The organism is Micromonospora cynarisoli (genome assembly GCF_030518815.1).
Classification (GTDB): domain Bacteria; phylum Actinomycetota; class Actinomycetes; order Mycobacteriales; family Micromonosporaceae; genus Micromonospora; species Micromonospora wenchangensis.
Genome location: NZ_CP130426.1, coordinates 867,852 through 892,433 on the forward strand (window position 1 = coordinate 867,852; position 24,582 = coordinate 892,433).

The following is a 24,582-nucleotide window of genomic DNA, read 5'->3' on the forward strand; positions in this document are numbered from 1 at the left end:
GCGACGCGACGCGTCGCGGGCCTCGTCGGCGTCACCCACTGTTAACCGCGCCACCCCGCGTCGGGCGGGTGGAATGCCGGACTCGTCGCTAGACTTCCCCCACCGCTAGTCGACTCCGAGGAACCGCGTGCCGCCCGAGCTGTCAGTCGTCGATCCGCCGCTGTCCCCGGCAGTGGATCGCACGCCCCCCACCGTCCCGACGCCCCCGAAGGGCCGCGGCTGGCGGTGGATACCCCTCCTGCTGGCCGCCCTCGTCGCCGCCTGGGCCGTGCCCCTCGCCGGGCACGCCCTGCACCGGGAGTGGCTGCTCCCGCCGATCCTCCTGGTCGCCACGGCCAGCCTGCTGCGCGGTGGCCGTACCCTGCTCGACCGGTTGATGCTCGCCCTGGGCCTGCTGCTCGGCCTGACCGCGATCGCCGGCCTGGTCTTCCCGGTCTGGCCCTGGGGGATGCGGCCGGTGCCGCTCACCGGGACCGCCCTCACCGCGCTGGTCCTCGCCGCTGCCGCGCTGCGCCGCCGCCCCCGGCTGCCCCGACCCGGCTGGGCCGACCTGTTCCCGCTGGCCGGCGCCGCCGCCATGGTGGTCTACCTGCGGCAACCCTGGCAGCGTGCCACCGACCTCGCCGACCGGCTCACCGTCCTCGGCGTGGGCGAGGACAACTGGCGGCACCTGGCGCTGTTCGACGCCATGGGCCGCCTCGACGGCTACACCTTCGTCGACCCGGCCGCCGCCCGGGAGCAGATCACCGCGCAGCTCATCTACTACCCGCAGGGCTGGCACCTGGTCACCGCCCTGCTCGACGGCTTCCTGACCCCCACCGGGCCGCGCGTCGACGATCTCGTCGCCCACTACTTCGGCTGGACCATCGCCGGCTTCGGACTGTTCACCCTCGTGCTGATCTGGGCGGCCCAACGGCTGGCCGGCCCGATCCACCTGCTGCACCGCGCGGTGCTCACCGTGGTCGTCGGCGCGCTGGTGCTCGGCACCCAGCTGCCCCGCCTGCTCAACGCCGGCTACCCGACCGAGGTGCTCGGGCTGACCCTGACCGTGCTGATCGCCACCCTGGTCGCCCGGCCCGTCCCCGGCACCCGGGAGCAGATCGTGCTGCTGTGCGCCCTGCTCGCCGCCGTCGGGTTCACCTACTACCTGTTCCTGCCGGCCGCCGCCGTCCTGGTCCTGTGCTGGGTGCTCACCCACTGGCGGGAGGCGCTGCGCCGCTGGTTGACCGTGCTGACGGTCGGCCTGGCCGGGGCCGCGCTCGCCCTGATCGCCCCGCTGCTCGGCGTGCTGCGGGCCGGGCAGACCGAGGCGCTGGTCATCGGCTCGTCCCAGGCCGTCGAGGGCTGGCGGGCGCTGATCTGGCTCGGCGGCATCGTCGGGGTGGCCCTGCTCGTGCAGATCGCCCGCACCGACCCGGCCTGGCGACGCTGGCTGCTGGTCTGCCTGGTCGGGGTGGCCCTGCCGCTGACCATCGCGCAGATCAACACCAACGCCGGGGTGGCACCTGGTTACTACTTCGTCAAGGGCACCCACCTGGCCACCGCGCTGCTCGTCGTCGGCACCGCCGCGGTGGTCCGGCTGCTGCCGGTGCCCCGGCCCGCCCGGAGCTGGCGCGGGGTCGGCAGCACCGCGGCGGGGGTGCTCGCCGCCGCGCTCACCATGACGGTCGCGGTGGCGCTGTGCGGCGTCACCGGCTGGCACCGCAGCCTGCTGGTGGTCGACGAGCAGACCTGGGCGCAGCGGTGGGTCCACCAGGACCTCACCCTGCCGTCCCGGGTGGCCTGGGTGTGCGCCGACGCCCAGCAGCGGTACCCCGAGGTGCCCGGCACCACCACCCTGGTCATCGACCGGGGGCCGGTACGGTCCTATCTCATCTCACTGTGCCTGTCGGCGCTGCACGGCACCACCGCCGCCACCGACCCGGGCATCTACAACCTGCCGTTCCTCGAACCGGACCGTACCGACATCATCGTCCGTCGGGTGGCCGGCCCGGTCCGGTTCATCACCTCCGATCCCAAGGGGGAACGGCGGGTGCACCGGATGCTGCGCGACGAACCCGCCCTGCGGCACCGGTTGAGCTGGGTGCCACTGACCGTCCCCGAGTGCGACGTGGCCCCGTCCGAGGAGCCGCCCCCGCCGACGCCGGAGACGGCGACACCCGACCCGGCCGAGGCGGCATGCCCCCTTCCCCGGTGAGGCGGACTACGCTCGACGTGACGGCGGACCGGGTGAGGCGAGCGGAGCGGGTAGGTCGATGAGCGTCAGAAGGATCATGGGCACCGAGGTCGAGTACGGGATCTCCGTGCCCGGCCAGGCCGGAGCCAACCCGATGGTCACCTCCTCGCAGGTGGTCAACGCGTACGGCGCGCGCCCGGAACTCAACCGGGGCGGCCGGGCCCGCTGGGACTACGAGGAGGAGTCGCCGCTGCGCGACGCCCGCGGGTTCACCTACTCCGGGGCCGCCTACGACCCGGCGGAGGCGCTCGCCGACGAGGATCTCGGCCTGGCCAACGTGATACTCACCAACGGCGCCCGGCTCTACGTCGACCACGCCCACCCGGAGTACTCCACGCCCGAGGTGACCAACCCCCTCGACGTGGTGCGGTGGGACAAGGCGGGGGAGCGGGTGATGGCCGAGGCGGCCCGGCGGGCGGCCACCATTCCCGGCACCCAGCCGATCCACCTCTACAAGAACAACACCGACAACAAGGGCGCCAGCTACGGCGCGCACGAGAACTACCTGATGCGGCGGCAGACCCCGTTCGCCGACATCGTGGCGTACCTGACGCCGTTCTTCGTGACCCGGCAGATCGTCTGCGGCGCGGGCCGGGTCGGCATCGGGCAGGACGGCGGGCAGAGCGGCTTCCAGATCTCCCAGCGGGCGGACTTCTTCGAGGTCGAGGTGGGGCTGGAGACCACCCTCAAGCGGCCGATCATCAACACCCGCGACGAGCCGCACGCCGACGCCGACAAGTACCGCCGGTTGCACGTCATCATCGGCGACGCCAACCTGTCGGAGATCTCCACCTACCTCAAGGTGGGCACCACCGCGCTGATCCTCACCATGATCGAGGAGAAGGCGCTCGGTGCCGACCTGGGCATCGCCGACCCGGTGGCCGAGCTGCGGGCGGTCAGCCACGACCCGTCCCTGACCCACCGGATGCGGCTGCGTGACGGCCGTCGACTGACCGCCCTGGACCTCCAGTGGGCCTACTACGAGCGGGCCCGCTCCTTCGTGGACGAGCGGTACGGCGCGGACGCCGACGCGCAGACCCTGGACGTGCTGGAGCGCTGGGAGCGGGTGCTGGACCGGCTGGGCCGTGACGTGTTCCTCTGCGCCGACGAGTTGGACTGGGTGGCCAAGCTGCGGCTGCTGGAGGGTTACCGGGAGCGGGAGAAGCTGGGCTGGGGCTCGCACAAGCTCCAACTGGTCGACCTCCAGTACTCCGACGTCCGGCCGGAGAAGGGCCTCTACCACCGGCTGGTGACCCGGGGCTCGATGAAGACCATGCTGGACGACGAGCAGACCCGCCGGGCGATGACCGAGCCGCCGGAGGACACCCGGGCCTACTTCCGGGGCCGCTGCCTGGCCCAGTACGCCTCCGAGGTGGTCGCGGCGAGCTGGGATTCGGTGATCTTCGACGTGGGCCGGGAGTCCCTGGTCCGGGTGCCGATGATGGAGCCGGAGCGGGGCACCCGCAAGCACGTGGGCGCGCTGTTCGACAGGTGCGACACCGCCAAGGACCTGCTGGAGACGTTGACCGGCGGCTGAGTCGGCCGGCGGCGGTGGCCCGTCGTGCGTCGGATGCCGGCGCGCGGCGGGCTTTTCGTCGCCTCCGCGAGGTAAGTTCATCGCAGACGATCGTGGAGGAGGCAGCGAGATGGCTTCACAAGAGGGCGGCCAGACCCAGTCGGGCAAGTCGCACCAGGCCGAGGAGATCGACGACGTCACCACCGAGGTCAACCCCGAGGTCGCCGAGCGGCACGCCGAGATCACCGAGGACGTCGACGACCTGCTCGACGAGATCGACTCGGTCTTGGAGGAGAACGCCGAAGAATTTGTCAGGGGTTATGTACAAAAAGGAGGTCAGTGAACAAATCGGTTTAAAACGGACATGCCGCTCCCGCTGGATGACCAGAACGGTCGTCGTCGTTGCCGCGACTGCGGGGAATGGAAGCCGCTCGTTGAGTTCTGTGCGAGCAGCAAGCGTCCCAGCGGTCGTGGCAGCTACTGCAAGCCTTGCTTCAACACCCGTTCGAAAGCCAGTTACGCCAAACGGATCAGGGAGCAGCATGGCCGAGAGGTGAGGGCCACCCGGGAAGTTCCGGAAGGTCATCGCTTCTGCGCCGACTGTGGAACCGTCAAGCCTGTGGTCGACTTTCCCCGTAACCGGGCCGACAGTACGGGCTATGCCACGTACTGCAAGCCCTGTCACAACAGCCGGACAAGGGAAGTCAGGCAGCGGCTCTACGGCGGCAGTCGCGAGTACCACCTGCGCCGCCGCTACGGGATCGGCGAGAAGGAGTTCCAGGAGCCGCTCGCCGAGCAGGGCGGTGTCTGCGTCGTCTGTGGCGCGGAAGATCCTCAACATGTGGACCACGATCACCGCACCGGATGGGTGCGCGGGATACTCTGCTTCAACTGCAACGGTGGTCTTGGCCAGTTCCGTGACAGTCCCACGAGGCTGGCCAGGGCGATCACGTACCTGAGAGGAACCACGTGGCAGCGGGCTTTGATCCATCCGGGCGTCTACCAGATGTGTTCACCAACGCGGGGACGTCCTCCTTCACCTCGTTCCTGAGCAGGGTGGCCCCCGAGATGCTGCCCGGCCGACGGCCGCTGCCGCCGGGCATGGCCGCCGACCTGGCACCCCACGCCACCACCATCGTGGCCATCTCGGCCACCGGGGGCGTGGTGCTGGCCGGCGACCGCCGGGCCACCATGGGCAACCTGATCGCGCAGCGCGACATCGAGAAGGTGCACCCCGCCGACGCGTACTCGTTGGTCGGCATCGCCGGCACGGCGGGCATCGGCATCGAGCTGATGCGCCTGTTCCAGGTCGAGCTGGAACACTACGAGAAGATCGAGGGTGCGATGCTCTCCCTCGACGGCAAGGCCAACCGGCTCGCCGCGATGATCCGGGGCAACCTCGGCGCGGCCATGCAGGGGCTCGCGGTCGTCCCGCTGTTCGCCGGGTTCGACCTGGCCGCCCGGGACCCCGCCCGGGCCGGGCGGATCTTCAGCTTCGACGTCACCGGCGGCCCCTACGAGGAGACCGGCTACGACGCGATCGGCTCCGGTTCGCTGTTCGCCAAGTCGGCGTTGAAGAAGCGCTACCGGGCCGGCCTGTCCGTCGACGACGCGACCCGGCTCGCCGTCGAGGCGCTCTACGACGCCGCCGACGACGACACGGCCACCGGTGGACCGGACCTGACCCGGCGGATCTACCCGGTGGTGATGACGGCGACCGCCGAGGGCACCCACCGGCTCACCGAGGCCGAGACGGCCACCATCGCCGAGGCCGTCGTCGCCGGGCGGATGGAGAACCCGGGCGGCTGACGCCGTCCCCACCCCCACCAGCCCCAGTCGTCAGCACAGTGCCAGAAGGAGAACCGCCGCCGTGGCCATGCAGTTCTACGCCTCGCCCGAGCAGATCATGCGCGACCGCTCCGAGCTGGCCCGCAAGGGCATCGCCCGGGGGCGCAGCGCGGTGGTCCTGAGTTACACCGGCGGGGTGCTCTTCGTCGCGGAGAACCTCTCCAGTGCCCTGCACAAGGTCAGTGAGATCTACGACCGGATCGGCTTCGCCGCCGTCGGCCGGTACAACGAGTTCGAGAACCTGCGCCGCGCCGGGGTGCGGATGGCCGACCTCAACGGCCTGAGCTACGACCGGCGTGACGTGACCGGCCGGGCGTTGGCCAACGCGTTCGCGCAGACCCTCGGCGCGATCTTCACCGAGCAGTCCAAACCGTTCGAGGTGGAGATCTGCGTGGCGCAGGTAGGCGCCACGGCCGAGGAGGACGAGCTGTACCGGCTCACCTACGACGGCTCGGTCAACGACGAGCCGGGCCGGATGGCGATGGGCGGTCAGGCCGAGGCGATCACCGGTGTGCTCAAGTCCGAGCACCGCCCCGACCTGTCGCTCAGCGAGGCGGTCAGGGTGGCCATGAAGGCGCTGAGCAGCGTCGGTGGCGAGGGTGGCGCGGCCCGCACGATCGCCCCCAACCAGTTGGAGGTGGCGGTCCTGGACCGCAGCCGGGTGGGGCGCACCTTCCGGCGGATCACCGGCGCGGCGCTGACCGCGCTGCTGGAGGGCGACGCGGCCGGTGACGCCGCGCCGGCCGACGGCCGGGCCAAGACCCCGACGGTGCCGACCGAGGAGGCGCACAAGCCCACCACCTCGGCCGGTTCGGCCGACCTGGAGGGCCAGCCCCAGGAGAAGCCGGAAGCCTGACGCACACGCAGCCAGGGGCCGGGGTGACGAACCCCGGCCCCTGGTGTGTCGACGGTCAGCGGGTGCGCAGCAGCGGCTTCGCCAGTGCCCAGTAGCCGGCGGCGATGACGTTGAAGATGCCCATGCCGGGTGGCGACTCGACGTTCGACGGGTCGACCTTGGCGGTCATCAGCTCGGCGATGATCCCGTCGGGGACCATCCGCTCCTGCTGGAGCTGCCGACGCCGGGCCCGTACCCAGGCCCGGTTGGTCCACAGCCAGCCCCAGCCGCGCGCCTTCTCCCGCGCCCAGCCGCCCAGCAGCGCGGCGACCAGCATCGCCGCCTCGGTGAGCAGCAGCATCGGGGCCAGCACCACCAGCGTCCGCGTCTCGTACGCGGTGAGCAGCGAGATCAGCCTGTTGCGTTCCAGCAGGTAGTGCTTGAGCTTGTTGCGGGAGAACTCGTAGTGGTGCACCACCACGGCGTCCGGGACGTACTCCTGGCGCAGCCCGCGCTGCCACAGCCGCAGGCTGATCTCGGTGTCCTCGTGGTAGGCGAAGTACTCGGCGGCGAAACCGTCGAGCTCCCGCCAGAGCGCCCGGTTGATCACGAAGCAGCAGCCGCTGATCGACGGCACCGTGGTCCGCCGGGCGTGCGCGCTGGCCGGTTGGCCGTTGCCGCCGGCCCAGGACAGCCCGATGTAGTGCAGCGGGTTGCCGGACGTGTTGATCAGGTCGGGGTTCTCGGCGAGCCGGATCGAGGCCATGACCGCGCCCACGCCCGGTTCGCCGGCCACCGCCACGGTGCGGGCCAGCGCGTCGGGGGCGACGACGGCGTCGGAGTTGACGAAGGCCAGCCACTCGCCGGTGGCCTCGGCGGCACCGACCCGGCAGCCGCCGGAGTAGCCGGTGTTCTCCTCCGGCCGGACCACCCGTACCCCGGCGAAGCCCTTGACCACGTCGATGCCGTCACCGGTGCAGCCGTTGTCCACCACGATCAGCTCGATGTCGACGTCGACGCTGGCCAGCACGGCGCGGGCGGCGTCGACCAGGTAGGGCTCGGCGCCGTAGGCGAGCATCACCGCGGACACCTGGGGGCGGGACATCTACAGACCTCCGGAGACGCCGGCGGCCACCACGTCGTCGAGCGGCCGGGTGGGGGTGGCCGGGCGGGCGCCCCGGCGCAGCAGCAGGGCGGCCATGGTGGCGGCCACCACGACGGAACCGACGGCGTAGGCCAGCTCGACGCGGAGCGCGACCGGGGCCGGGACGACCGTGACGGCGAGCAGGGCGGCCACCCCGATCGTCCAGGAGGCCGCCTGGGCGCGGTGCCGGTCGAGGGCGAGCAGGGCCTGACCGAGCACCATCGCCCACAGGTAGGCCAGGGTGCCGACGGCCAGCCAGGCGAAGTCGCCGTGGCCGAGCACGCCGGGGGCGTCGAAGAGCCGGTGCACCAGCCACGGGCCGAGCGCCACCGCGCCGACCGCCCCGGCGACGCCGAGGGCGGTGACCACGCCGAGCGCCCGGCGCAGCAGGCCGTGGAAGCCGGCCACGTCGCCGGTGGTGGCGGTGGTGGCCAGGCCGGGCAGCAGGGACGCCTGCATCGAACCGAAGACGAACAGCGGGATACGCACCAGCACCAGGGCGGAGAGCAGCGCACCGGCGGTCGCCACGTCGGCCGGGTCGATCAGCCGGGCGTTGATCACGCCGACGTTGACCACGACCTGGGAGAGCAGGCTGGAGACGGTGAGCAGGCCGAGGCCGCGCAGCAGGGTGCCCCAGGCGACGGGGACGCCCCCGCCGACGGCCCGCAGCACCGGCGGGAGGGTCACCAGCACCGACAGCAGGGGGGCGACGACCAGCACCGCGCCGTACCAGACGGGGTCGGTGACGCCGCTGACGCCGAGCCCGGCGACCAGCGCGATGCGCAGCCCGCCGTCGACCCCGAGCTGGGTGCCGTACCAGGGGAAGAGTTGCAGGCCGGACAGCACGCCCCGGGTGGTGTACGCGACGGCCATCGCGACCAGCGCGCCGATCAGCACGGCGACCATCGTGCCGTCGCCGGCGAAGAGCCGGTCGGTGAGCGCCCGGTAGCCGGCCAGGGTGACCACGACCAGCAGCGCCAGGACGGCGGCGGCGACGACCGCCCCCCGTGCCAGCACCGGCCCCGGGGGCAGCCCCTGGCTGCGGCGGGCGGCGACGACCCGGGCCACCTCCTGTTCGACGGGGATGAACACGCCGATGCCGAGGGTGAACACGATCGACCAGAGCACCGACAACGAGGAGTAGTCGGCGAGGTCGAGGGCGTGCCCGGCCACCGCGAGGTGCACGTAGGAGGCGAGCCCGAGCAGGGCGAGCCCGCCTCCGACGGCGAGGGTGCCGGGCGGGACGAGGTGGAGCAGCCGCCGCATCACCGGCGGATGAGCGCCAGCGTGAGCACCGCGAAGGCCCGGCCCAGGTAGATCATCGCCTTGGCGGGGGAGTGGCTGGGGGTGCCCGCCATCCGCTTGCGCATCGCCACCGGCACCTGACGGATGCGGTAGCCGCGCCGGGCGGTGTGCACCAGGGTCTCCACCGTGTCGCCGAGGTACTCGGCCGGGTACCAGCCGGCGAACATCTCGATGACCCGCCGGTTGGCGGCCCGGAACCCGGAGGTGGTGTCGGTCAGCCGGGTCTTCGCCACCCGGGAGAGCACCCCGGACAGCATGACCATCGCCCAGCGGCGGGGCCCGCGCACGGAGTAGTCGCCCTCACCGGCGAACCGGGCGCCGATGACCAGGTCGTTGTCGTCGAGCAGGTCGACCAGCTTGGGCACGTACCGGGGGTCGTGCTGGCCGTCGGCGTCGATCTGGATCGCCACGTCGTAGTCGTTGTCGCGGGCGTACCGGTAGCCGAGGCGCATCGCCCCGCCCACCCCGAGGTTGTACGGCAGCTTCGCCACCCGGGCGCCGGCGGCGGCGGCCACCGCGGCGGTCCGGTCGGTGGAGCCGTCGTCGACCACGAGCACGTCGACGCCGGGCAGTTCACCCCGGACCTCGCCGACCACGTCGGCGATCGATCCGGACTCGTTGAGCGCCGGGATGATGATCAGGACGCGCTTGCCGTTAACCATCGTGGGACACCAGTTCGTCTCGGGCGGCTGCGGTGACCTGCCCGCCGTCGGCGAGACGGGCGGCACGTTCCGCGTCGATCTGCGCGCGGAGCAGGGCGAAGTCCTCGGCCAGGGTGCGGGTCTCCTCCTCCAGCGCGCTGACCTCCCAGCTCAGGTGCACGCAGACCAGCAGCAGGAAGACGATGCCGAGGAAGAGCACGAGGCTGACGCCGGAGACCACGCCGAAGAAGCCGGCCACGTTGTCCAGCAGGCGGGGGAACAGCGACAACGGGATGACGATGACCAGCACGCCGAGCCAGAGCATGCCGTACTTCTCGCGGAGCTGCCGGCGACGCAGCAGCTCGACGATGGTGGCGAGCAGGATCAGGCCGGTCAGACCGGTGACGAGGGTGAGCTTCATGCGACCTTCCACGGGGCGGGTGCAGTCGGGGAGGCGAAGGCGTCGGACAGCGCGTCGTGCCAGTCCGGCAGCGGGGGCAGGCCGGCCTCGGCCCACCGGTCGTGCCCTAGCACACTGTACGCGGGTCGTGCGGCCGGACGCGGAAACCGGTCGCTGGTGGTGGGTCGGACCCGGTCCGGGTCGAGCCCGGCCAGCGCGAAGGCGGCGCGGGCCAGCCCGTACCAGGTGGTCTGGCCGGTGCAGGTGCCGTGGTAGACGCCGGCGGGGGCACGGCCGGCCAGGGCCGCGTCGACGAGCGCCATCAGCCGGGTGGCCAGCGCGTACGACCAGGTGGGCTGGCCGTGCTGGTCGTCGACGACGTCGAGGTGCTCCCGGGTGGCGGCCAGGCCGAGCATGGTGGTGACGAAGTTGCGGCCGTGTGCGCCGTAGAGCCAGGCGGTCCGCACCAGGTAGCCGGTTTCCGGGAGGAATCGGGCCACGGCCCGCTCCCCGGCGAGCTTGCTGCGGCCGTACGCGTTGATCGGGTCGGTGGGGGCGTCCTCGGCGTACGGGGTGTCCGCGTCGCCGGCGAAGACGTAGTCGGTGGAGACGTGCACCAGTCGTGCGCCGTGTCCGGCGCAGGCGCGGGCCAGGTGGGCCACCGCGTCGCCGTTGACCGTGGTCGCCGCCGCCTCGTCGCGTTCCGCGCCGTCGACGTCGGTCCACGCGGCGGTGTTGAGCACCACGTCGTGTCCGGCGACGGCGGCCCGGACCGCCCCGGCGTCGGTGACGTCGAGGTCGGCGCGGGTGGCGGCGGTCACCTTGAGGTCACCGCGCTCGGCCAGCACCGCGAGCAGGTCCCGGCCGAGCATGCCGCCCGCGCCGGTGACGAGCACCCGGGTCATGCGCCCGACGCCGTCTTCAGCGGCTCCCACCAGGCCCGGTTGTCCCGGTACCAGGCGACGGTCCGGGCCAGGCCCTCGTCGAGGTCGATGCTCGGGGCGTACCCCAGCTCGGTGTTGATTTTGCTGATGTCCAGCGAGTAGCGGCGGTCGTGGCCCTTGCGGTCGGTCACCGGGACGACCCGGTCCCAGCCGGCGTCGCACGCCTCCAGCAGTCGCCCGGTCAGCTCCTTGTTGCTCAGCTCGGTGCCGCCGCCGATGTGGTAGACCTCGCCGGAGCGGCCGGCGTGCGCCACCATCGCGATGCCCCGGCAGTGGTCGTGCACGTGCAGCCAGTCCCGCACGTTGCCGCCGTCGCCGTAGAGCGGCACAGTGCCGCCGTCGAGCAGGTTGGTCACGAACAGCGGAACGACCTTCTCCGGGAACTGGTAGGGCCCGTAGTTGTTGGAGCAGCGGGTGACCACCACGTCCATCCCGTGGGTCCGGTGGTAGGCCAGCGCCAGCAGGTCGGAACCGGCCTTCGAGGCCGAGTACGGCGAGTTCGGGGCCAGCGGCCAGGTCTCCGTCCAGGACCCCTCGTCGATCGAGCCGTACACCTCGTCGGTGGAGACGTGCACGAACCGGCCGGTGCCGTGCCGCAGCGCCGCGTCCAGCAGGGTCTGTGTGCCCAGCACGTTGGTGGTGACGAACGGCGCGGCGCCGGCGATCGAGCGGTCGACGTGCGACTCGGCGGCGAAGTGCACGATCACGTCCTGGCCGGCGACGACCCCGTCGACCGTAGCCGGGTCGCAGATGTCGCCCCGGACGAACCGCAGCCGGGGGTCGTCGCGCACCGGGGCGAGATTGTCCAGGTTGCCGGAGTAGGTCAACTTGTCCAGCACGGTCACCGTGGCAGGCTCGACGGCGGGCACCCCGGACGCGTCGCCGCCGGGTACGCCCAGCAGCATCCGTACGTACTCCGACCCGATGAATCCGGCTCCGCCGGTGACGAGAATCCTCACGGGGACGGAAGTGTACGCGCACCGGCCCGCCGCTCCGGGGACCGTGACCCCGGTGTCCGGTTCGCGTCGGTCCCGGTAGGCTCCCCCGGTGCGTGGAATCCTTCTCGCTGGTGGCACCGGGTCCCGGCTGTGGCCGATCACCCGGGCGGTGTCCAAGCAGCTGATGCCGATCTTCGACAAGCCGATGGTCTACTACCCGCTGTCGACGCTGGTGATGTCCGGGGTGCGGGAGATCCTGGTGATCACCACTCCGGAGGACCAGGACCAGTTCCAGCGGCTGCTCGGCGACGGCAGCCAGTGGGGGCTGCGCCTGGAGTACGTCGCCCAGGCCCGCCCGGAGGGCATCGCGCAGGCGTTCGTCCTCGGCGCGGACTTCATCGGCGACGACTCGGTGGCCCTGGTGCTGGGCGACAACATCTTCCACGGCGTCGGCCTCGGCCGGCAGTTGGCCGACAACGGCGACCTGGTCGGCGGGCGGGTCTTCGCCTACCCGGTGGCCAACCCGCAGGCGTACGGCGTGGTCGACTTCGACGCCGACGGCCGGGTGCTGTCGATCGAGGAGAAGCCGGCCCGGCCGAAGTCCCGCTACGCGGTGCCGGGGCTGTACTTCTACGACAACCGGGTGGTCGAGATCGCCGGCAAGCTCACCCCGAGCGCCCGGGGCGAGCTGGAGATCACTGCGGTCAACGAGGCGTACCGGGAGGCCGGCGAGCTGTCGGTGACCGTCCTGGACCGGGGCACCGCCTGGCTGGACACCGGCACCTTCACCTCGATGATGCAGGCCGGCGAGTTCGTCCGGGTGATCGAGGAACGGCAGGGCATGAAGATCGGCTGCGTCGAGGAGGTCTGCTGGCGGGCCGGTCTGATCGACGACGCCCGGCTCCGCGCGCTGGCCGAGCCGCTGACCAAGAGCGGTTACGGTGACTACCTGCTCGGTCTGCTGGCCGACAAGCACGACGAGGCGGTGCTGCGCGCGGCACAGCCGGGAACGGAGGGGGCGCGGTGAAGATTCGTCCGCTGAGCATCGAGGGCGCCTGGGAGGTCACCCCGCAGCAGCACGGTGACCCGCGCGGCCTGTTCATGGAGTGGTACCGGTTCGACCAGCTCGCCGAGGCGGTCGGCCACCCGCTGCGGCTGGCCCAGGCCAACCTGTCGATCTCCGGCCGGGGTGTGGTGCGCGGCATCCACTTCGCCGACGTCCCGCCCGGCCAGGCGAAGTACGTCACCTGCGTGCGGGGCGCGGTGCTCGACGTGGTGGTGGACCTGCGGACCGGTTCGCCGACCTTCGGCCGCTGGGAGGGTGTCCGGCTGGACGACACCGACCGGCGGGCGGTCTACCTGGCCGAGGGGCTGGGGCACGGCTTCTGCGCGTTGACCGACGACGCCACCCTGAGCTACCTCTGCTCGACCACCTACAACCCGACCGGGGAGCACGCGGTGCACCCGCTCGACCCGGAACTGGGCATCGAGTGGCCGGCGCAGGTGCCGCAACTGTCCGCCCGGGATGCGGCGGCACCGACGTTCGCGCAGGTCCGGGCGACGGGGACGCTGCCGGACTACGCCGCCTGCCGGGAGTTCGTGGCCGGTCTCGGGCCGGACGGGACGCCGTACGCCGACGGGATCTGAGCGGCCAGGGCACACTACCTGTGCTGTGACAGTGACGAACCGACCCTCCGGGCGGCTAGTGTCACACCATGGAGCGGCGAATCTTCGGCCTCGAGACCGAGTACGGCGTCACCTGCACCTATCGCGGGCAGCGGCGGCTGTCCCCAGACGAGGTCGCCCGGTACCTGTTCCGCCGGGTGGTGTCGTGGGGCCGGTCGAGCAACGTGTTCCTGCGCAACGGGGCCCGGCTCTACCTGGACGTCGGGTCGCACCCGGAGTACGCCACTCCGGAGTGCGACTCGGTCACCGACCTGGTCGCCCACGACCGGGCCGGTGAGCGCATCCTGGAGGGCCTGCTCGTCGATGCGGAGAAGCGGCTGCACGACGAGGGCATCGCGGGTGAGATCTACCTGTTCAAGAACAACACCGACTCGGCCGGCAACTCGTACGGCTGCCACGAGAACTACCTGGTGTCCCGGCACGGTGAGTTCGGTCGGCTCGCCGACGTGCTCATCCCGTTCCTGGTCACCAGGCAGTTGATCTGCGGCGCGGGCAAGGTGTTGCAGACCCCGCGCGGGGCGGTCTACTGCCTGTCCCAGCGGGCCGAGCACATCTGGGAGGGCGTCTCCTCGGCGACCACCCGCAGCCGGCCGATCATCAACACCCGCGACGAGCCGCACGCCGACGCCGAACGCTACCGCCGGCTGCACGTCATCGTCGGTGACTCCAACATGAACGAGGTCACCACGCTGCTCAAGGTCGGCTCGGCCGACATCGTGCTGCGGATGATCGAGGCGGGCGTGGTGATGCGCGACCTGTCGTTGGAGAACCCGATCCGGGCCATCCGGGAGGTGTCGCACGACATCACCGGCCGGCGCAAGGTGCGCCTCGCCTCCGGCAAGGAGGTCAGCGCCCTGGAGATCCAGCAGGAGTACCTGGCGCGGGCCACCGAGTTCGTGGAGCGTCGCGGCGGCGACCAGACCGCCAAGCGGGTGGTGGAGCTGTGGGGCCGGGTGCTGAACGCGGTGGAGAGCGGCAACCTGGACCCGGTGGCCCGGGAGATCGACTGGGTGAGCAAGCTCCGGCTGATCGAGCGCTACCAGCGCAAGCACGACCTGCCGCTGTCGCACCCCCGGGTGGCGCAGATGGACCTGGCCTATCACGACCTGCGCCGGGGCCGGGGCCTGTACGGGCTGCTGGAGCGGCGCGGCCAGGTGGACCGGGTGGCCACCGATCCGGAGATCTTCGAGGCCAAGGAGACCCCGCCGCAGACCACCCGGGCCCGGCTGCGCGGCGAGTTCATCAGGCACGCCCAGGAGAAGCGGCGCGACTTCACCGTCGACTGGGTGCACCTGAAGCTCAACGACCAGGCGCAGCGCACCGTGCTCTGCAAGGACCCGTTCCGGGCGTACGACGAGCGGGTGGAGCGGCTGATCGCGAGCATGTGACCAGGGGAGGCCGGCGGTCGGTGACGGCCGCCGGCCCCCCGGTACGCTGGCGGGGCCATGAACGACTCCGAACCCGCCGACCGCGAGCGCGGCGACACCCAGCGGCTCAACTGGATCGACAGGCGTCGGGCGAAGATCCGCGACGAGATCGCCCGTAACCGCCGGGGCGAGTACACCGTGCCGACCTGGGTGCTGACCGTGGCGCTGGTCGTCATCGTGGTCGGCTGGCTCGCGTTGATCTTCCTGGTCGGCTGACGTCGGACCGGCGCACACCGCCCCGGTGGGCCGTCGACGCGGCCCGATCGAGCAATCGGGAAGATGAGCCGGTCCCCCGGTGCTGGCACCCTGGTGCGACGGCGGCCCGTCGGAGGCAGCCGACGAGTCAGGGGGTGCCGGTGGCGCACATCGATCTGGGTCTCGACGAGAAGGCGTTCCCGGGGATCACCGGGCCGATGCGCTACCGGCCGGAGACCGCCAAGCCGCTGAACGAACTGGCCGAGGTGCTGTTGCGTGCCCCGCACCCGACGCTGACGCCGGGCGAGCGGGAGCTGATCGCCGCCTACGTCTCCGGCCTCAACGAGTGCCGGTTCTGCTGCGCCTCCCACTCGGCGTTCGCCGCCGCCCAACTCCCCACCGGGATGACCCTGGTCGATCAGGTGCGGGCCGACCCGGACACCGCGCCGATCAGCGCGAAGCTGCGGGCCCTGCTGCGCATCGGCGCGGCGGTCCAGGCCGGCGGCCGGCAGGTCACCACCGAGCTGGTCGAGGCGGCCCGCGCCGAGGACGCCACCGACCTGGAGATCCACGACACGGTGCTGATCGCCGCCGCGTTCTGCATGTTCAACCGCTACGTCGACGGCCTGGGCACCTACGCCCCCGAGGGTGAGGGCTACGAGGCGAACGCCGCGCGGATCGTCGAGCACGGCTACACGGCCTGACCACGCGCCGGCCGGCCCGGTGCGCCGTCGGCCGGTCAGCCGAGCGATGCGGCGGCGTGCCGGCCGGCGGCCGCCGCCGCGAGGAAGTAGGCGTAATCGGCGTCCAGGCCCCGGCCCATCGTGGACAGTCGCACCGGCAGGGCCCGCAGCGCGGCGTCCAGCCCGTCGGTGTCGACCCGGACCAGGGTGTGCCGGTCGGCCAGCGGGGCCAGTGCGGCGCCCACCCGGGCCGCCAGTTCCGCCGGCAGGCCGTCCGGCACCACCAGCTCCGCCGGGGCCAGCGCCACCCGGCCGTACGCGGTGAGGCTGTGGTGCGACACCCCCTGGTGCCGGGGGCGGGCGTCGGCGTCGGAGATCCGCAGCGAACCGACCGGCCGGCCGCCCAGCACCGCCACCGCGTTGACCGCCTCGCCGACGGCGACGCCGGAGAAACCCCACCGGGTACCGGTGCCCAGGTTGCCCGGCCCCTGCGCGACGATCGCCACGTCGGCGCGGAGCACGTGCCGGGCGGCCAGCAGGCCGGTGTGCAGGGTGGCCGCCTCCAGGTCCCCGCCGAACGCCTGCCCGACGCTGACCGTGCCGACCAGCGCGTCGCGCAGCCCGTCGAGGGTGCGGGAGAACCAGGCGGGCAGCGCGCCCCCGTCGGTGAGCAGGTACGCCACCCGGGCCCGTGGGGCGTCGGTGTGGATGCCGGCGAGGATCGCCGGCAGGGCGGAGTGCAGGTCGGCGGTGACCACCGGCAACCCGTCCAGGCTGTCGACGGCGGCGAGCAGCGTGTGGTGCGGCGACGCCTCCTCGTCGACCCCGAGCATGATCGGCTGCAACGGGGTGTACCGGGCCTTGACCAGGTGACCGGCGTCGCGGGTGTCGCCGGCCTGCGGCGGGTCGGCGGGCAGCCGGTCGGGCAGGGCGACCACCAGGGCGTACCCGCCGGTGCCGAGGCCCATCAGCAGCGCGCCGGCGTTGAGCAGCACCCGGTCGCCGGGGACGGGGTCGCCGACCAGCTCCGGGTAGGCCAGCGCGCGCATGCTGGCCCCGTCGGGCAGGGCGACGTCGAGTTCCACCGCGCCGGCCCACCGTCGCCGTACCGCCGTGACCGTCCCGGACCGCCATCGCACCATGCCCGGCACGCTATCGCCGACCGCCCGGCCGGCCGCGTGCGGGGCCGCCGCTCAGCGCGGCCCGTCCGCCTCCCGACCGGACGGCCCGCCGGCCGGGCCCGCGTCGCCGGCCGGGCCGGGCACCTCCTGGGTACGCCGGGCGTGGCGGCCGGAGCCGGGCAGTGACCGGGTGGGGTCGAGGAAGACGTACCCGATCTCCGGGTAGCGGTCGGTGAGCCGCCGTTCGGCCTCGTCGGCGGCGGCCTCGATCTCGGCCCCGGTCGCCTCGTCCCGGAAGTCGACCTTGGCGGCCACCAGGATGTCGTCCGGGCCGAGCTGCATGGTCAGCAGCGTGTCGACCCGGTCCACCGTCGGCAGGTCGGCCAGCTCGCGTTCGATCTCGTGGTGCAGCCGTTCGGGCACCGCCCGGCCGACCAGCAGCGAGATGTTGCTCTTGGCCAGGATGGCGGCGACGACGAGCAGCAGCAGGCCGATCAGGATCGAGGCGACGCCGTCGAACAGCTCGTCGCCGGTCCACTGCGACAGGCCGAGCCCGACGCCGGCGATGAGCAGGCCGATCAGGGCGGCGCTGTCCTCCAGGAACACTGCTTTGACGGTGGTGTCGGCGGTCAGCCGCAGGAACCGGCGCGGGGTGGTTCCCCAGCGGCGGGACTCGCCGCGTACCTGGCGGACCGCGCGGGCCAGCGACACCGACTCGATGGCGAAGGAGACCGCCAGCACCACGTACGAGATCAGGTAGTCGCCGCTGTGCTCGTGGACCAGGATGGTGGTCACACCGTGGGTGACGGCGAAGCCGGCACCGGCCACGAAGGTGAACAGCGCGGCCAGGAACGCCCAGACGTAGCTCTCCTTGCCGTACCCGAACGGGTGCCGGACGTCGGCGGGCCGGGCGCCCCGGCGCAGCGCCAGGTAGAGCAGCACCTCGGTGGTGGTGTCGGCGACCGAGTGGGCCGCCTCGGAGAGCATCGCCGCCGAGCCGGAGATGATCCCGGCGACCAGCTTCGCCACCGCGATGGCGAGGTTCGCCGCCCCCGCCACCACGACCGTGCCGACGCTCTCGCTCTTGACTTCGGCCTCCGCCATGCGGTCACCGTAAGTCCGCCGGGCCGCCCCCGCTGGGCGGCGGGCTGTCCGTCACGCCACACCCCGCGCGGGTGCACGGGTATCCCGCCGGGGCTGCTAGCGTTCACCCCGTGTCGCGGAGTCGTACCGAACGCCTGGTCAACCTGGTGATCTGTCTGCTGTCCACCAGGCGGTTCCTGACCGCCGCGCAGATCGCCGCGACCGTGCCCGGCTACGAACACGATCCGGACGACGCCCGGGAACACGAGGCGTTCCAGCGCAAGTTCGAGCGGGACAAGGCGGAACTGCGCGAGCTGGGGGTGCCGTTGGAGACCGGGACGGCCAGCGTGTTCGACGCCGAGCCCGGTTACCGGATCGCCCACCGGGAGTACGCCCTGCCCGACATTCCGCTCGAACCGGACGAGGCCGCCGCGGTGGGCATCGCCGCCCGGTTGTGGCAGCACGCCGGGCTGGCCGCCGCCGCCTCCTCGGGGCTGGCCAAGCTGCGCGCGGCCGGCGTGGACGTCGACCCGCAGGCCACCCTGGGGCTGGAGCCGATGGTCACCGTCGACCCGTCGTTCGCCCCGCTCACCGCCGCCGCCCGGGACCGTCGCGAGGTCACCTTCGACTACCGGGTGCCCGACCGGGACGCGCCGACCCGGCGTCGGTTGCAGCCGTGGGGCGTGGTCTGCTGGCGGGGCCGCTGGTACGTCGTGGGTCACGACCGGGACCGGGCGGCGACCCGCTGCTTCCGGCTGTCCCGGGTGATCGGCGCGGTCCGGGTCACCGGCGCTCCGGGCGGCTACGAGCCTCCGGCCGGCGTCGACCTGATCTCGCACGTGGCCACCTGGTCCGGGCCGGTCGAGCGGACCGGCCGGGCGACCGTGCTGGCCGCCCCCGGGCGGGCCGCCGGGCTGCGCCGGTGGGCGGTGCAGAGCGTGTCCGGCCCCGACGGCGACCGGCTGGTGCTGCCCTACGCCGACCCGGAGTCGCTGGCCGGCCAGCTCGTCGGCTACGGCCCGGACGTCCGGGTCCTGGACCCGCCCGAGGTACGCGACGCGGTGATCCAACGGCTCAAGGAGATCGCCGCCCGGCACGACGAGTTGGCCGTGGCCGGGGGTGCCCGGTGACCCGCCCCGCCGCGCGCACCTCCGCCGACCGGCTGGCCCGGCTGCTGAACCTGGTGCCCTACCTGCTGGCCCGGCCGGGCATCGAGATCGCCGAGGCGGCCGGCGACCTGGGCGTCACCGAACGGCAGCTCCGGGAGGACCTGGAGCTGCTCTGGGTCTGCGGGCTGCCCGGCTACGGCCCGGGTGACCTGATCGACATGGCGTTCGACGGCGACCGGGTGACCATCACCTACGACGCCGGCATCGACAGGCCGCTGCGGCTCACCCCGGACGAGGCGCTGGCGCTGGTGGTGGCGCTGCGGATGCTCGCCGAGACGCCCGGGGTGGCCAACCGGGAGGCCGTCGAGCGGGCCCTGGCCAAGATCGAGAACGCGGCCGGTGACCTGGTCGGCGCCCCGGTGGCCGTCCGGCTGCCCGGCGAGAGTCAGCGGGTGCAGGAGCTGCGGGCCGCGGTCGAGCGGCGGCGGGCGCTGCGGATCACCTACTACACGGCCGCCCGGGACGAGAGCACCGACCGCGTCATCGACCCGCTGCGGATGCTCATGGTCGACGGCCGGGCGTACGTCGAGGCGTGGTGCCGCCGCGCCGAGGCGGTCCGGTTGTTCCGGGCCGACCGGATCGACGCCGTGGTCGAGCTGGACGAGCCGGCCGTGGTGCCGCCGCAGGCCCGCCCGCACGACCTGCGGCAGGGGGTGTTCCAGCCGTCACCGGACCTGCCGCTGATCACCCTGCGGATCGGCCGGGGCGAGCGGTGGATCACCGAGTACTACCCGTGTGAGCGGGTCGAGGTCGACGGCGACCACTGGCTGGTGTCGCTGCGGGTGACCGATCTCGACTGGGCCCGCCGCTTCGTCCTCGGGCTCGGGCCGGACGTCACCGTCCTCGCGCCGGTCGAGCTGGCCACCCAGGTACGCGCCCAGGCCACCGCCGCGTTGGAGGCGTACGCGACGCCCGGTGGCCTCTGCCGGCCCGGCGGGCGCGGTGACGTCCCGGTAGGCTGACCGCCGTGGTGAAGTGGATCGTACTGGCGGTGCTGCTGTTCGCGCTTGTCGTGTTGGCCCTGGCGGTCCGTCCGGTGCTGGTGCGACTGCCCCGGCTACGCCGGGCGGCGGTGGCGTTGCAGCGTCGCCAGGCCGACGCCGAGACGTTGCGGCACAGCGCCGAGGCGTTGCAGGAGCGGGCCGAGGCGCTCCAGCGGCAGACCGAGACGACCCAGCAGCGGCTCGAACTGATCAAGGCCAAGCGCGGGAGTTGATCGACGGCGGTCGGTGGGCCGCCGCCCGGTGCCCGTTTCACGCAGCTCTGCACCCGTCCAGGTGGTTGACGGGACACTCGCAGGTGGTCAAGACTTCACCGGCCGGGCCGCATCAGCGGTGGCCCGGCGGGTGGCAGCGGCCCGTCACGCACGTACGATGGGCTCCGACACACCCTTCGACACAGAGCGACTGGAGCTTCCCATGGGTGCCCTCAAGCCGTGGCACATCGCCGTACTCGTGGTCGTGCTGATCCTGCTGTTCGGCGCGAAGCGGCTCCCCGACGCGGCCCGCTCGCTCGGCCGTTCGCTGCGGATCATCAAGGCCGAGACCAAGAGCCTGGCCGACGACGACCGCGACCTGGCCGAGAAGGCCGACGCGCAGGCCGGCTACCAGCCGCTGCCGCCCCAGCAACCCGTGCAGCAGCAGCCGTACGCCCAGCAGCAGTACGCGCCGCAGCCTCAGCAGCAGTACGCCCCGCCGCAGCCCCAGCAGCAGCCGCTCGCCCCGCCGGTCGACCCGGTGCAGCGCGTCCGCGACAACTGACCGAAGGGCCCGATCACCGTGGCCTTCGCCCTCCGTAAGCGCGGCCCCAGCACCTTCGAACGGGCCGCCGACGGCTCCATGACGCTCATGGAACACATCCGTGAGCTACGGAACCGGCTGTTCCGCGCCTCGCTGGCGATCGTGGTGGGGCTGATCGTGGGTTTCTGGCTCGCCCAGCCCGCGTTCGACCTGCTCAAGGAGCCGTACTGTCGACTGCCCGGCGCGACCGACGCGATGGGCGAGTGTCAGCAGTTCCTCCAGTTGTCACCGGCGGACGGCTTCATCCTGAAGCTGAAGCTGGCGCTCTGGATCGGCCTGATCGTCGGCGCACCCGTCTGGCTCTACCAGCTGTGGGCGTTCATCGCGCCCGGCCTGCACCGGCACGAGCGCAAGTGGGCGTACGTCTTCGTGTCGATCGCGGCGCCGCTGTTCGCCGCCGGGGCGGTTCTGGCCTACCTGGTAGTGGACAAGGGTCTCGCGTTCCTGATGGAGTCCGGTGTCACCGGGCTGTCGACCCAGCTTGAGGTGACCCGCTACATTTCGTTCGTCACGAACATGATCCTGCTGTTCGGGGTGGCGTTCGAGTTCCCGCTGATCCTGTTGATGCTCAACTTCACCGGCGTGGCGAGCGCGAAGCGCCTGCTGAGCTGGTGGCGGGCGGTCATCTTCATCTGCTTCGCCTTCGCCGCGATCGCCACTCCGGACCCGGGCCCGTTCGGCATGACGCTGCTCGCCCTCTCGCTGTCGCTGCTGTACTTCGTCGCGGTCGGGGTGGCCTACGTCAACGACCGGCGCAGGAAGCGGCGCGACGGCTCCTACGCGGGGCTGAGCGACGACGAGGTGTCGCCGCTGGAGTTGGACGACGATCCGGTGGTGGCCACGCCGGAGCTGGAGTTGTCCGAGCCGGTGCACGCCTCCGAGCCGGTGGCCCCGCCCAGACCGATCGACCGCCGCTACGACGACATGACCTGACGTCGGGTCATCCGCGCACCATCCGACGCCGCTCCCGCCTGCCGGGAGCGGCGTCGCCCGTCTCAGAGCACCTGGGACAGGAAGCGGCGCAGCCGGGGGTGCTGCGGTGACTCGAAGACCGCCTCCGGTGCGCCGGCCTCCAGTACGACGCCGTGGTCCATGAACGCGACGGTGTCGGCGACCGAGCGGGCGAAGCCCATCTCGTGGGTGACCACCACCATCGTCATGCCCCCGGCGGACAGGTCGGCCATCACCCCGAGCACGCCCTTGACCAGTTCCGGGTCCAGCGCCGAGGTGGCCTCGTCGAAGAGCATCACCTGGGGTTGCAGGGCCAGCGCGCGGGCGATGGCGACCCGCTGCTGCTGCCCGCCGGAGAGGTGGGCGGGTCGGGAGTCGGCCTTGGCGGCGAGGCCGACCAGCGCCAACTGGGAACGGGCCAGCGCGACCGCCTCCTCCTCGGGCAGCTTCTTGAGCCTGCGCAACGCCAGGGTGATGTTGCGCAGCACGGTCATGTGCGGGAACAGGTTGAACTGCTGGAAGACCATGCCGACGCGCTGCCGCAGGGCGTCCGGGTCGTCGCGCAGCACGCTGTGCCCGTCGAGCAGGACGTCACCGGAGTCCGGTTCGATCAGCCGGTTCACGGTGCGCAGCAGGGTGGACTTGCCGGAGCCGGACGGGCCGACGACGCAGGCCGTCGCGCCCCGGGCGACGTCCAGGTCGACGCCGCGTAGCACCCGGTTCGCCCCGAAGGCCAGGTGCACGTCACGGACGGCGAGGCTGACCGGGGTGGTGGTCGCGGTGCCGGCGGTCATCGGGGGTCCTCCCGGGTGGGACGCGGTTGCGGCAGGGCGGTCTCGCCGGCCAGGGCCAGCCCGCCGTCGTCGTCGGGGTCGACGGTGACCGTCCGGCCCCGGCGCAGCCGCCTGTCGATGGCGTTGACCGCATGGGTCAGCGGGACGGTCAGCAGCAGGTAGCACAGGCCGGCCAGCAGCAGCGCCGACTGGTTGCCGGTGTTGGCCGCGTAGTCCTGCCCGATCCGGAACAGTTCCCGCTGGCTGGCGAGCAGGCCGAGGAAGTAGACCAGGCTGGAGTCCTTGATCAGCGCGATCAGCTGGTTCACCCAGGCCGGCAGCACCCGGCGTACCCCCTGCGGGACGATGACCAGGCGCATCGCCTCACCCCAGGAGAAGCCGAGCGCGCGGGCCCCCTCCAGTTGCGCCGCCTCCACGCTCTGGATGCCGGAGCGGAAGATCTCCCCGATGTACGCGGCGGCGATCAGCGACAGCGCGAGGATGCCCAGCGGGTACGGATTCGGCCCCCACACCTGCATGCCGAGCGGGGCCAGGCCGACGCCGATCAGCAGGATGGTGGCGGCGGCCGGCAGACCCCGGAACACGTCGGTGTAGACCCGGGCCGGCCACCGTAGCCAGCGGGTACGGGAGATGCCCGCCACGGCCAGCGCCATGCCCAGCACCGAGCCGAGCAGGGCGGCGGAGACCGCCAGGATCAGCGTGTTGGGCAGCCCGACGGTCAGCATCTCGGGCAGCGCCTCGCGCATGGAGTCCCAGTCGAAGAAGGTCTCCCACAGGGTGCTCAACGGATCCATCGTGTTCTCCCACCGCCCCGCTCGCTGGTCTGGTCGTACCGTCAGGAGGTGGCCGACGCCGACGGCGTCGCCGCGCCGGGGGCCTTGACGTCGCCGCTGCCGGGGGTGAAGCCGGCCGGGATCGGCCGACCCGGGTAGTACTGCTGCTGGAGCCGGGTCCAGGTGCCGTCGGCGATGACCTCGTCGAGGCCCTTGTTCAGCGCCTCGCGCAGCGCGTCGTTGCCCTTGGCGACGGCGTACGCGGTGGGGGCCGGGCTCAGTTCGGTGGCCGCCACCGTGATCTTGCCGTTGCTGTCGGCGGCCGACTTCTCGCCGATCTCGGCCGGGGCGATCCAGGCGTCGGCGGTGCCGGCCTTGAGCTGGTTGATCGCCCCGTTGTAGTCGGGCACCCGCACCGGGTCGAGCTTGCGGGAGGTGGCGTAGTCGTCCTGCACGGTGCCCTGCACGACCACCACCCGCTTGCCGGCGAGCTGGTCGAAGCCGGTGAGCGGGGAGCCGGCCGGCACGTCGAGGCCGAAGTAGCCGAAGTCGTAGCCGTTGCCGAAGTCGACGGTTTTCTTGCGGGCCTCGGTGATGGTGATCGAGGAACTGCCGACGTCGAACTTGCGGTTGTTGACCTGGGAGAGCAGCGCCGAGAAGTCGGTGCCGACGAATTCGACCTTCAGCCCGATCCTGCCGGCGACGGCGACGAGCAGGTCGTTGTCGAAGCCGGTGAACGTGCCGTCCTTGAGGTAGACGTTCGGTGGGGCGTCGGTGAGCGTGCCGGCGCGCAGCACACCGGGCTGGAGCAGGCCGTACGGGTTGTCGGCCGCCTCGGTGTCGCCGCCGCAGGCGGTCAGCGCGGTGCCGGCGAGCAGGGCGGCGACGCCGAGCGCGGCGACCCGCTTCCACGCGTCGCGGGGGAGCCGGAATGTAGGCAGGGCAGGAAGGAATCGCACGGGTGTCTCCGGAAGTGATCGGGCGGCGGACACGCGCCGCCGACGGGATGCCCACCGGGCACCCCGCACGGGTGGTACGGGTAACGAAGGGTCGACTACCGGGCGCGACAGGAGTCGCTGTACACCAGCATGAGG

At 72.3% G+C, this 24,582-nt stretch carries 27 protein-coding genes; 16 read left to right on the top strand and 11 right to left on the bottom strand.

Translation table 11 applies throughout. The features are described from left to right. Positions 1–127 precede the first annotated feature (127 nt). From Q2K16_RS03470 to prcA, 6 genes are all read left to right on the top strand, one after another. On the top strand, positions 128–2,197 hold the full coding sequence (locus tag Q2K16_RS03470) for a hypothetical protein (RefSeq protein ID WP_302743502.1): 2,070 nt from the start codon (positions 128–130) through the stop codon (positions 2,195–2,197). Positions 2,198–2,255: 58 nt separating this feature from the next. Continuing rightward, positions 2,256–3,773: a depupylase/deamidase Dop gene (dop, locus tag Q2K16_RS03475; protein ID WP_363655246.1), complete on the top strand. Its 1,518-nt coding sequence runs from the start codon at positions 2,256–2,258 to the stop codon at positions 3,771–3,773. Positions 3,774–3,882: 109 nt separating this feature from the next. Then, positions 3,883–4,095 carry a ubiquitin-like protein Pup gene (locus Q2K16_RS03480; protein WP_302743503.1) on the top strand — a complete coding sequence of 71 codons (213 nt, stop codon included), beginning with the start codon at positions 3,883–3,885 and terminating at the stop codon, positions 4,093–4,095. Between the two features lie 21 nt (positions 4,096–4,116). Then, positions 4,117–4,803: an endonuclease VII domain-containing protein gene (locus Q2K16_RS03485; protein WP_302743504.1), complete on the top strand. Its 687-nt coding sequence runs from the start codon at positions 4,117–4,119 to the stop codon at positions 4,801–4,803. Next, positions 4,722–5,561: a proteasome subunit beta gene (gene prcB, locus Q2K16_RS03490; RefSeq protein WP_204924403.1), complete on the top strand. Its 840-nt coding sequence runs from the start codon at positions 4,722–4,724 to the stop codon at positions 5,559–5,561. Before Q2K16_RS03485 ends, prcB begins: the two co-directional genes overlap by 82 nt. A 61-nt stretch (positions 5,562–5,622) precedes the next feature. Continuing rightward, positions 5,623–6,456, top strand: a complete 834-nt coding sequence (gene prcA, locus Q2K16_RS03495) for a proteasome subunit alpha (protein ID WP_145920208.1) — start codon at positions 5,623–5,625, stop codon at positions 6,454–6,456. Between the two features lie 55 nt (positions 6,457–6,511). Here prcA and Q2K16_RS03500 read toward each other — a convergent pair whose 3' ends face one another. Genes Q2K16_RS03500 through rfbB form a run of 6 tightly spaced genes read right to left on the bottom strand, consistent with a single transcriptional unit; the run spans position 6,512 to position 11,828 of the window. Beyond that, the gene (locus tag Q2K16_RS03500) at positions 6,512–7,540 is read right to left on the bottom strand and encodes a glycosyltransferase family 2 protein (RefSeq protein WP_302743505.1); all 1,029 of its coding nucleotides are present in this window, start codon (positions 7,538–7,540) and stop codon (positions 6,512–6,514) included. Further along, the gene (locus tag Q2K16_RS03505) at positions 7,541–8,845 is read right to left on the bottom strand and encodes a polysaccharide biosynthesis protein (protein WP_302743506.1); all 1,305 of its coding nucleotides are present in this window, start codon (positions 8,843–8,845) and stop codon (positions 7,541–7,543) included. It lies immediately after the preceding gene. After that, on the bottom strand, positions 8,845–9,546 hold the full coding sequence (locus Q2K16_RS03510; protein WP_145920205.1) for a glycosyltransferase family 2 protein: 702 nt from the start codon (positions 9,544–9,546) through the stop codon (positions 8,845–8,847). The genes Q2K16_RS03505 and Q2K16_RS03510 overlap by 1 nt, the downstream gene beginning before the upstream one ends. After that, positions 9,539–9,946, bottom strand: coding sequence for a DUF2304 domain-containing protein (locus Q2K16_RS03515; RefSeq protein WP_302743507.1), 408 nt, complete (start codon positions 9,944–9,946; stop codon positions 9,539–9,541). Before Q2K16_RS03515 ends, Q2K16_RS03510 begins: the two co-directional genes overlap by 8 nt. Beyond that, on the bottom strand, positions 9,943–10,830 hold the full coding sequence (rfbD, locus tag Q2K16_RS03520) for a dTDP-4-dehydrorhamnose reductase (RefSeq protein WP_302743508.1): 888 nt from the start codon (positions 10,828–10,830) through the stop codon (positions 9,943–9,945). The genes Q2K16_RS03515 and rfbD overlap by 4 nt, the downstream gene beginning before the upstream one ends. Then, positions 10,827–11,828 (bottom strand): dTDP-glucose 4,6-dehydratase, encoded by a 1,002-nt coding sequence (gene rfbB, locus Q2K16_RS03525; RefSeq protein WP_302743509.1) that lies wholly within the window; start codon positions 11,826–11,828, stop codon positions 10,827–10,829. Before rfbB ends, rfbD begins: the two co-directional genes overlap by 4 nt. 88 nt (positions 11,829–11,916) lie before the next feature. On the opposite strand from rfbB, the gene rfbA reads away from it, so the two are divergent. The 5 genes from rfbA to Q2K16_RS03550 all read left to right on the top strand — a co-directional run bounded on the left by rfbA (position 11,917) and on the right by Q2K16_RS03550 (position 15,819). Further along, complete coding sequence (gene rfbA, locus Q2K16_RS03530; protein ID WP_302743510.1) at positions 11,917–12,834, top strand: glucose-1-phosphate thymidylyltransferase RfbA; 918 nt, start codon at positions 11,917–11,919, stop codon at positions 12,832–12,834. Further along, positions 12,831–13,454 (top strand): dTDP-4-dehydrorhamnose 3,5-epimerase, encoded by a 624-nt coding sequence (gene rfbC / locus Q2K16_RS03535; protein WP_302743511.1) that lies wholly within the window; start codon positions 12,831–12,833, stop codon positions 13,452–13,454. Before rfbA ends, rfbC begins: the two co-directional genes overlap by 4 nt. Positions 13,455–13,522: 68 nt before the next feature. Beyond that, positions 13,523–14,881 (top strand): Pup--protein ligase, encoded by a 1,359-nt coding sequence (gene pafA, locus Q2K16_RS03540; protein WP_088646860.1) that lies wholly within the window; start codon positions 13,523–13,525, stop codon positions 14,879–14,881. 57 nt (positions 14,882–14,938) lie between these two features. Beyond that, positions 14,939–15,136, top strand: coding sequence for a hypothetical protein (locus Q2K16_RS03545; protein WP_145920199.1), 198 nt, complete (start codon positions 14,939–14,941; stop codon positions 15,134–15,136). Between the two features lie 140 nt (positions 15,137–15,276). Next, positions 15,277–15,819, top strand: a complete 543-nt coding sequence (locus Q2K16_RS03550; protein WP_302743512.1) for a carboxymuconolactone decarboxylase family protein — start codon at positions 15,277–15,279, stop codon at positions 15,817–15,819. A 35-nt stretch (positions 15,820–15,854) separates the two neighbouring features. Here the strand turns inward: Q2K16_RS03550 and Q2K16_RS03555 are convergent, their stop codons facing one another. Continuing rightward, positions 15,855–16,940, bottom strand: a complete 1,086-nt coding sequence (locus tag Q2K16_RS03555) for a DUF3866 family protein (RefSeq protein ID WP_302743513.1) — start codon at positions 16,938–16,940, stop codon at positions 15,855–15,857. A gap of 51 nt (positions 16,941–16,991) precedes the next feature. Next, positions 16,992–18,023 carry a cation diffusion facilitator family transporter gene (locus Q2K16_RS03560; RefSeq protein WP_302743514.1) on the bottom strand — a complete coding sequence of 344 codons (1,032 nt, stop codon included), beginning with the start codon at positions 18,021–18,023 and terminating at the stop codon, positions 16,992–16,994. Positions 18,024–18,133: 110 nt separating this feature from the next. Between Q2K16_RS03560 and Q2K16_RS03565 the strand changes: the two genes are divergently transcribed. The 5 genes from Q2K16_RS03565 (at position 18,134) to tatC (ending at position 21,903) form a co-directional block, all read left to right on the top strand. Continuing rightward, on the top strand, positions 18,134–19,132 hold the full coding sequence (locus Q2K16_RS03565; RefSeq protein WP_302743515.1) for a helix-turn-helix transcriptional regulator: 999 nt from the start codon (positions 18,134–18,136) through the stop codon (positions 19,130–19,132). Then, positions 19,129–20,133: a helix-turn-helix transcriptional regulator gene (locus Q2K16_RS03570; RefSeq protein WP_302743516.1), complete on the top strand. Its 1,005-nt coding sequence runs from the start codon at positions 19,129–19,131 to the stop codon at positions 20,131–20,133. The genes Q2K16_RS03565 and Q2K16_RS03570 overlap by 4 nt, the downstream gene beginning before the upstream one ends. Positions 20,134–20,138: 5 nt before the next feature. Further along, positions 20,139–20,387 carry a hypothetical protein gene (locus Q2K16_RS03575; RefSeq protein WP_302743517.1) on the top strand — a complete coding sequence of 83 codons (249 nt, stop codon included), beginning with the start codon at positions 20,139–20,141 and terminating at the stop codon, positions 20,385–20,387. Positions 20,388–20,589: 202 nt separating this feature from the next. Continuing rightward, positions 20,590–20,931, top strand: coding sequence for a Sec-independent protein translocase subunit TatA (tatA, locus tag Q2K16_RS03580; RefSeq protein ID WP_302743519.1), 342 nt, complete (start codon positions 20,590–20,592; stop codon positions 20,929–20,931). Between the two features lie 18 nt (positions 20,932–20,949). Next, the gene (tatC, locus tag Q2K16_RS03585; RefSeq protein WP_302743520.1) at positions 20,950–21,903 is read left to right on the top strand and encodes a twin-arginine translocase subunit TatC; all 954 of its coding nucleotides are present in this window, start codon (positions 20,950–20,952) and stop codon (positions 21,901–21,903) included. Between the two features lie 62 nt (positions 21,904–21,965). Here the strand turns inward: tatC and Q2K16_RS03590 are convergent, their stop codons facing one another. Genes Q2K16_RS03590 through Q2K16_RS03600 form a run of 3 tightly spaced genes read right to left on the bottom strand, consistent with a single transcriptional unit; the run spans position 21,966 to position 24,447 of the window. Then, positions 21,966–22,715, bottom strand: coding sequence for an amino acid ABC transporter ATP-binding protein (locus Q2K16_RS03590; protein WP_302743521.1), 750 nt, complete (start codon positions 22,713–22,715; stop codon positions 21,966–21,968). After that, on the bottom strand, positions 22,712–23,509 hold the full coding sequence (locus tag Q2K16_RS03595; RefSeq protein WP_302743522.1) for an amino acid ABC transporter permease: 798 nt from the start codon (positions 23,507–23,509) through the stop codon (positions 22,712–22,714). Before Q2K16_RS03595 ends, Q2K16_RS03590 begins: the two co-directional genes overlap by 4 nt. A 41-nt stretch (positions 23,510–23,550) precedes the next feature. Beyond that, positions 23,551–24,447, bottom strand: a complete 897-nt coding sequence (locus Q2K16_RS03600; RefSeq protein WP_302743523.1) for an ABC transporter substrate-binding protein — start codon at positions 24,445–24,447, stop codon at positions 23,551–23,553. Between the last annotated feature and the right edge of the window lie 135 nt (positions 24,448–24,582).

What these genes read in the sequence shown, in the direction of transcription:
- Q2K16_RS03560 (WP_302743514.1), bottom strand. Translation starts at nt 18,023, where the DNA reads ATGGCGGAGGCCGAAGTCAAGAGCGAGAGCGTCGGCACGGTCGTGGTG.
- Q2K16_RS03545 (WP_145920199.1), top strand. Translation starts at nt 14,939, where the DNA reads ATGAACGACTCCGAACCCGCCGACCGCGAGCGCGGCGACACCCAGCGG.
- Q2K16_RS03505 (WP_302743506.1), bottom strand. Translation starts at nt 8,845, where the DNA reads ATGCGGCGGCTGCTCCACCTCGTCCCGCCCGGCACCCTCGCCGTCGGA.
- tatA (WP_302743519.1), top strand. Translation starts at nt 20,590, where the DNA reads ATGGGTGCCCTCAAGCCGTGGCACATCGCCGTACTCGTGGTCGTGCTG.
- pafA (WP_088646860.1), top strand. Translation starts at nt 13,523, where the DNA reads ATGGAGCGGCGAATCTTCGGCCTCGAGACCGAGTACGGCGTCACCTGC.
- Q2K16_RS03500 (WP_302743505.1), bottom strand. Translation starts at nt 7,540, where the DNA reads ATGTCCCGCCCCCAGGTGTCCGCGGTGATGCTCGCCTACGGCGCCGAG.
- Q2K16_RS03485 (WP_302743504.1), top strand. Translation starts at nt 4,117, where the DNA reads ATGCCGCTCCCGCTGGATGACCAGAACGGTCGTCGTCGTTGCCGCGAC.
- rfbD (WP_302743508.1), bottom strand. Translation starts at nt 10,830, where the DNA reads ATGACCCGGGTGCTCGTCACCGGCGCGGGCGGCATGCTCGGCCGGGAC.
- Q2K16_RS03480 (WP_302743503.1), top strand. Translation starts at nt 3,883, where the DNA reads ATGGCTTCACAAGAGGGCGGCCAGACCCAGTCGGGCAAGTCGCACCAG.
- Q2K16_RS03590 (WP_302743521.1), bottom strand. Translation starts at nt 22,715, where the DNA reads ATGACCGCCGGCACCGCGACCACCACCCCGGTCAGCCTCGCCGTCCGT.
- dop (WP_363655246.1), top strand. Translation starts at nt 2,256, where the DNA reads ATGAGCGTCAGAAGGATCATGGGCACCGAGGTCGAGTACGGGATCTCC.
- Q2K16_RS03515 (WP_302743507.1), bottom strand. Translation starts at nt 9,946, where the DNA reads ATGAAGCTCACCCTCGTCACCGGTCTGACCGGCCTGATCCTGCTCGCC.
- Q2K16_RS03595 (WP_302743522.1), bottom strand. Translation starts at nt 23,509, where the DNA reads ATGGATCCGTTGAGCACCCTGTGGGAGACCTTCTTCGACTGGGACTCC.
- Q2K16_RS03510 (WP_145920205.1), bottom strand. Translation starts at nt 9,546, where the DNA reads ATGGTTAACGGCAAGCGCGTCCTGATCATCATCCCGGCGCTCAACGAG.
- Q2K16_RS03555 (WP_302743513.1), bottom strand. Translation starts at nt 16,940, where the DNA reads ATGGTGCGATGGCGGTCCGGGACGGTCACGGCGGTACGGCGACGGTGG.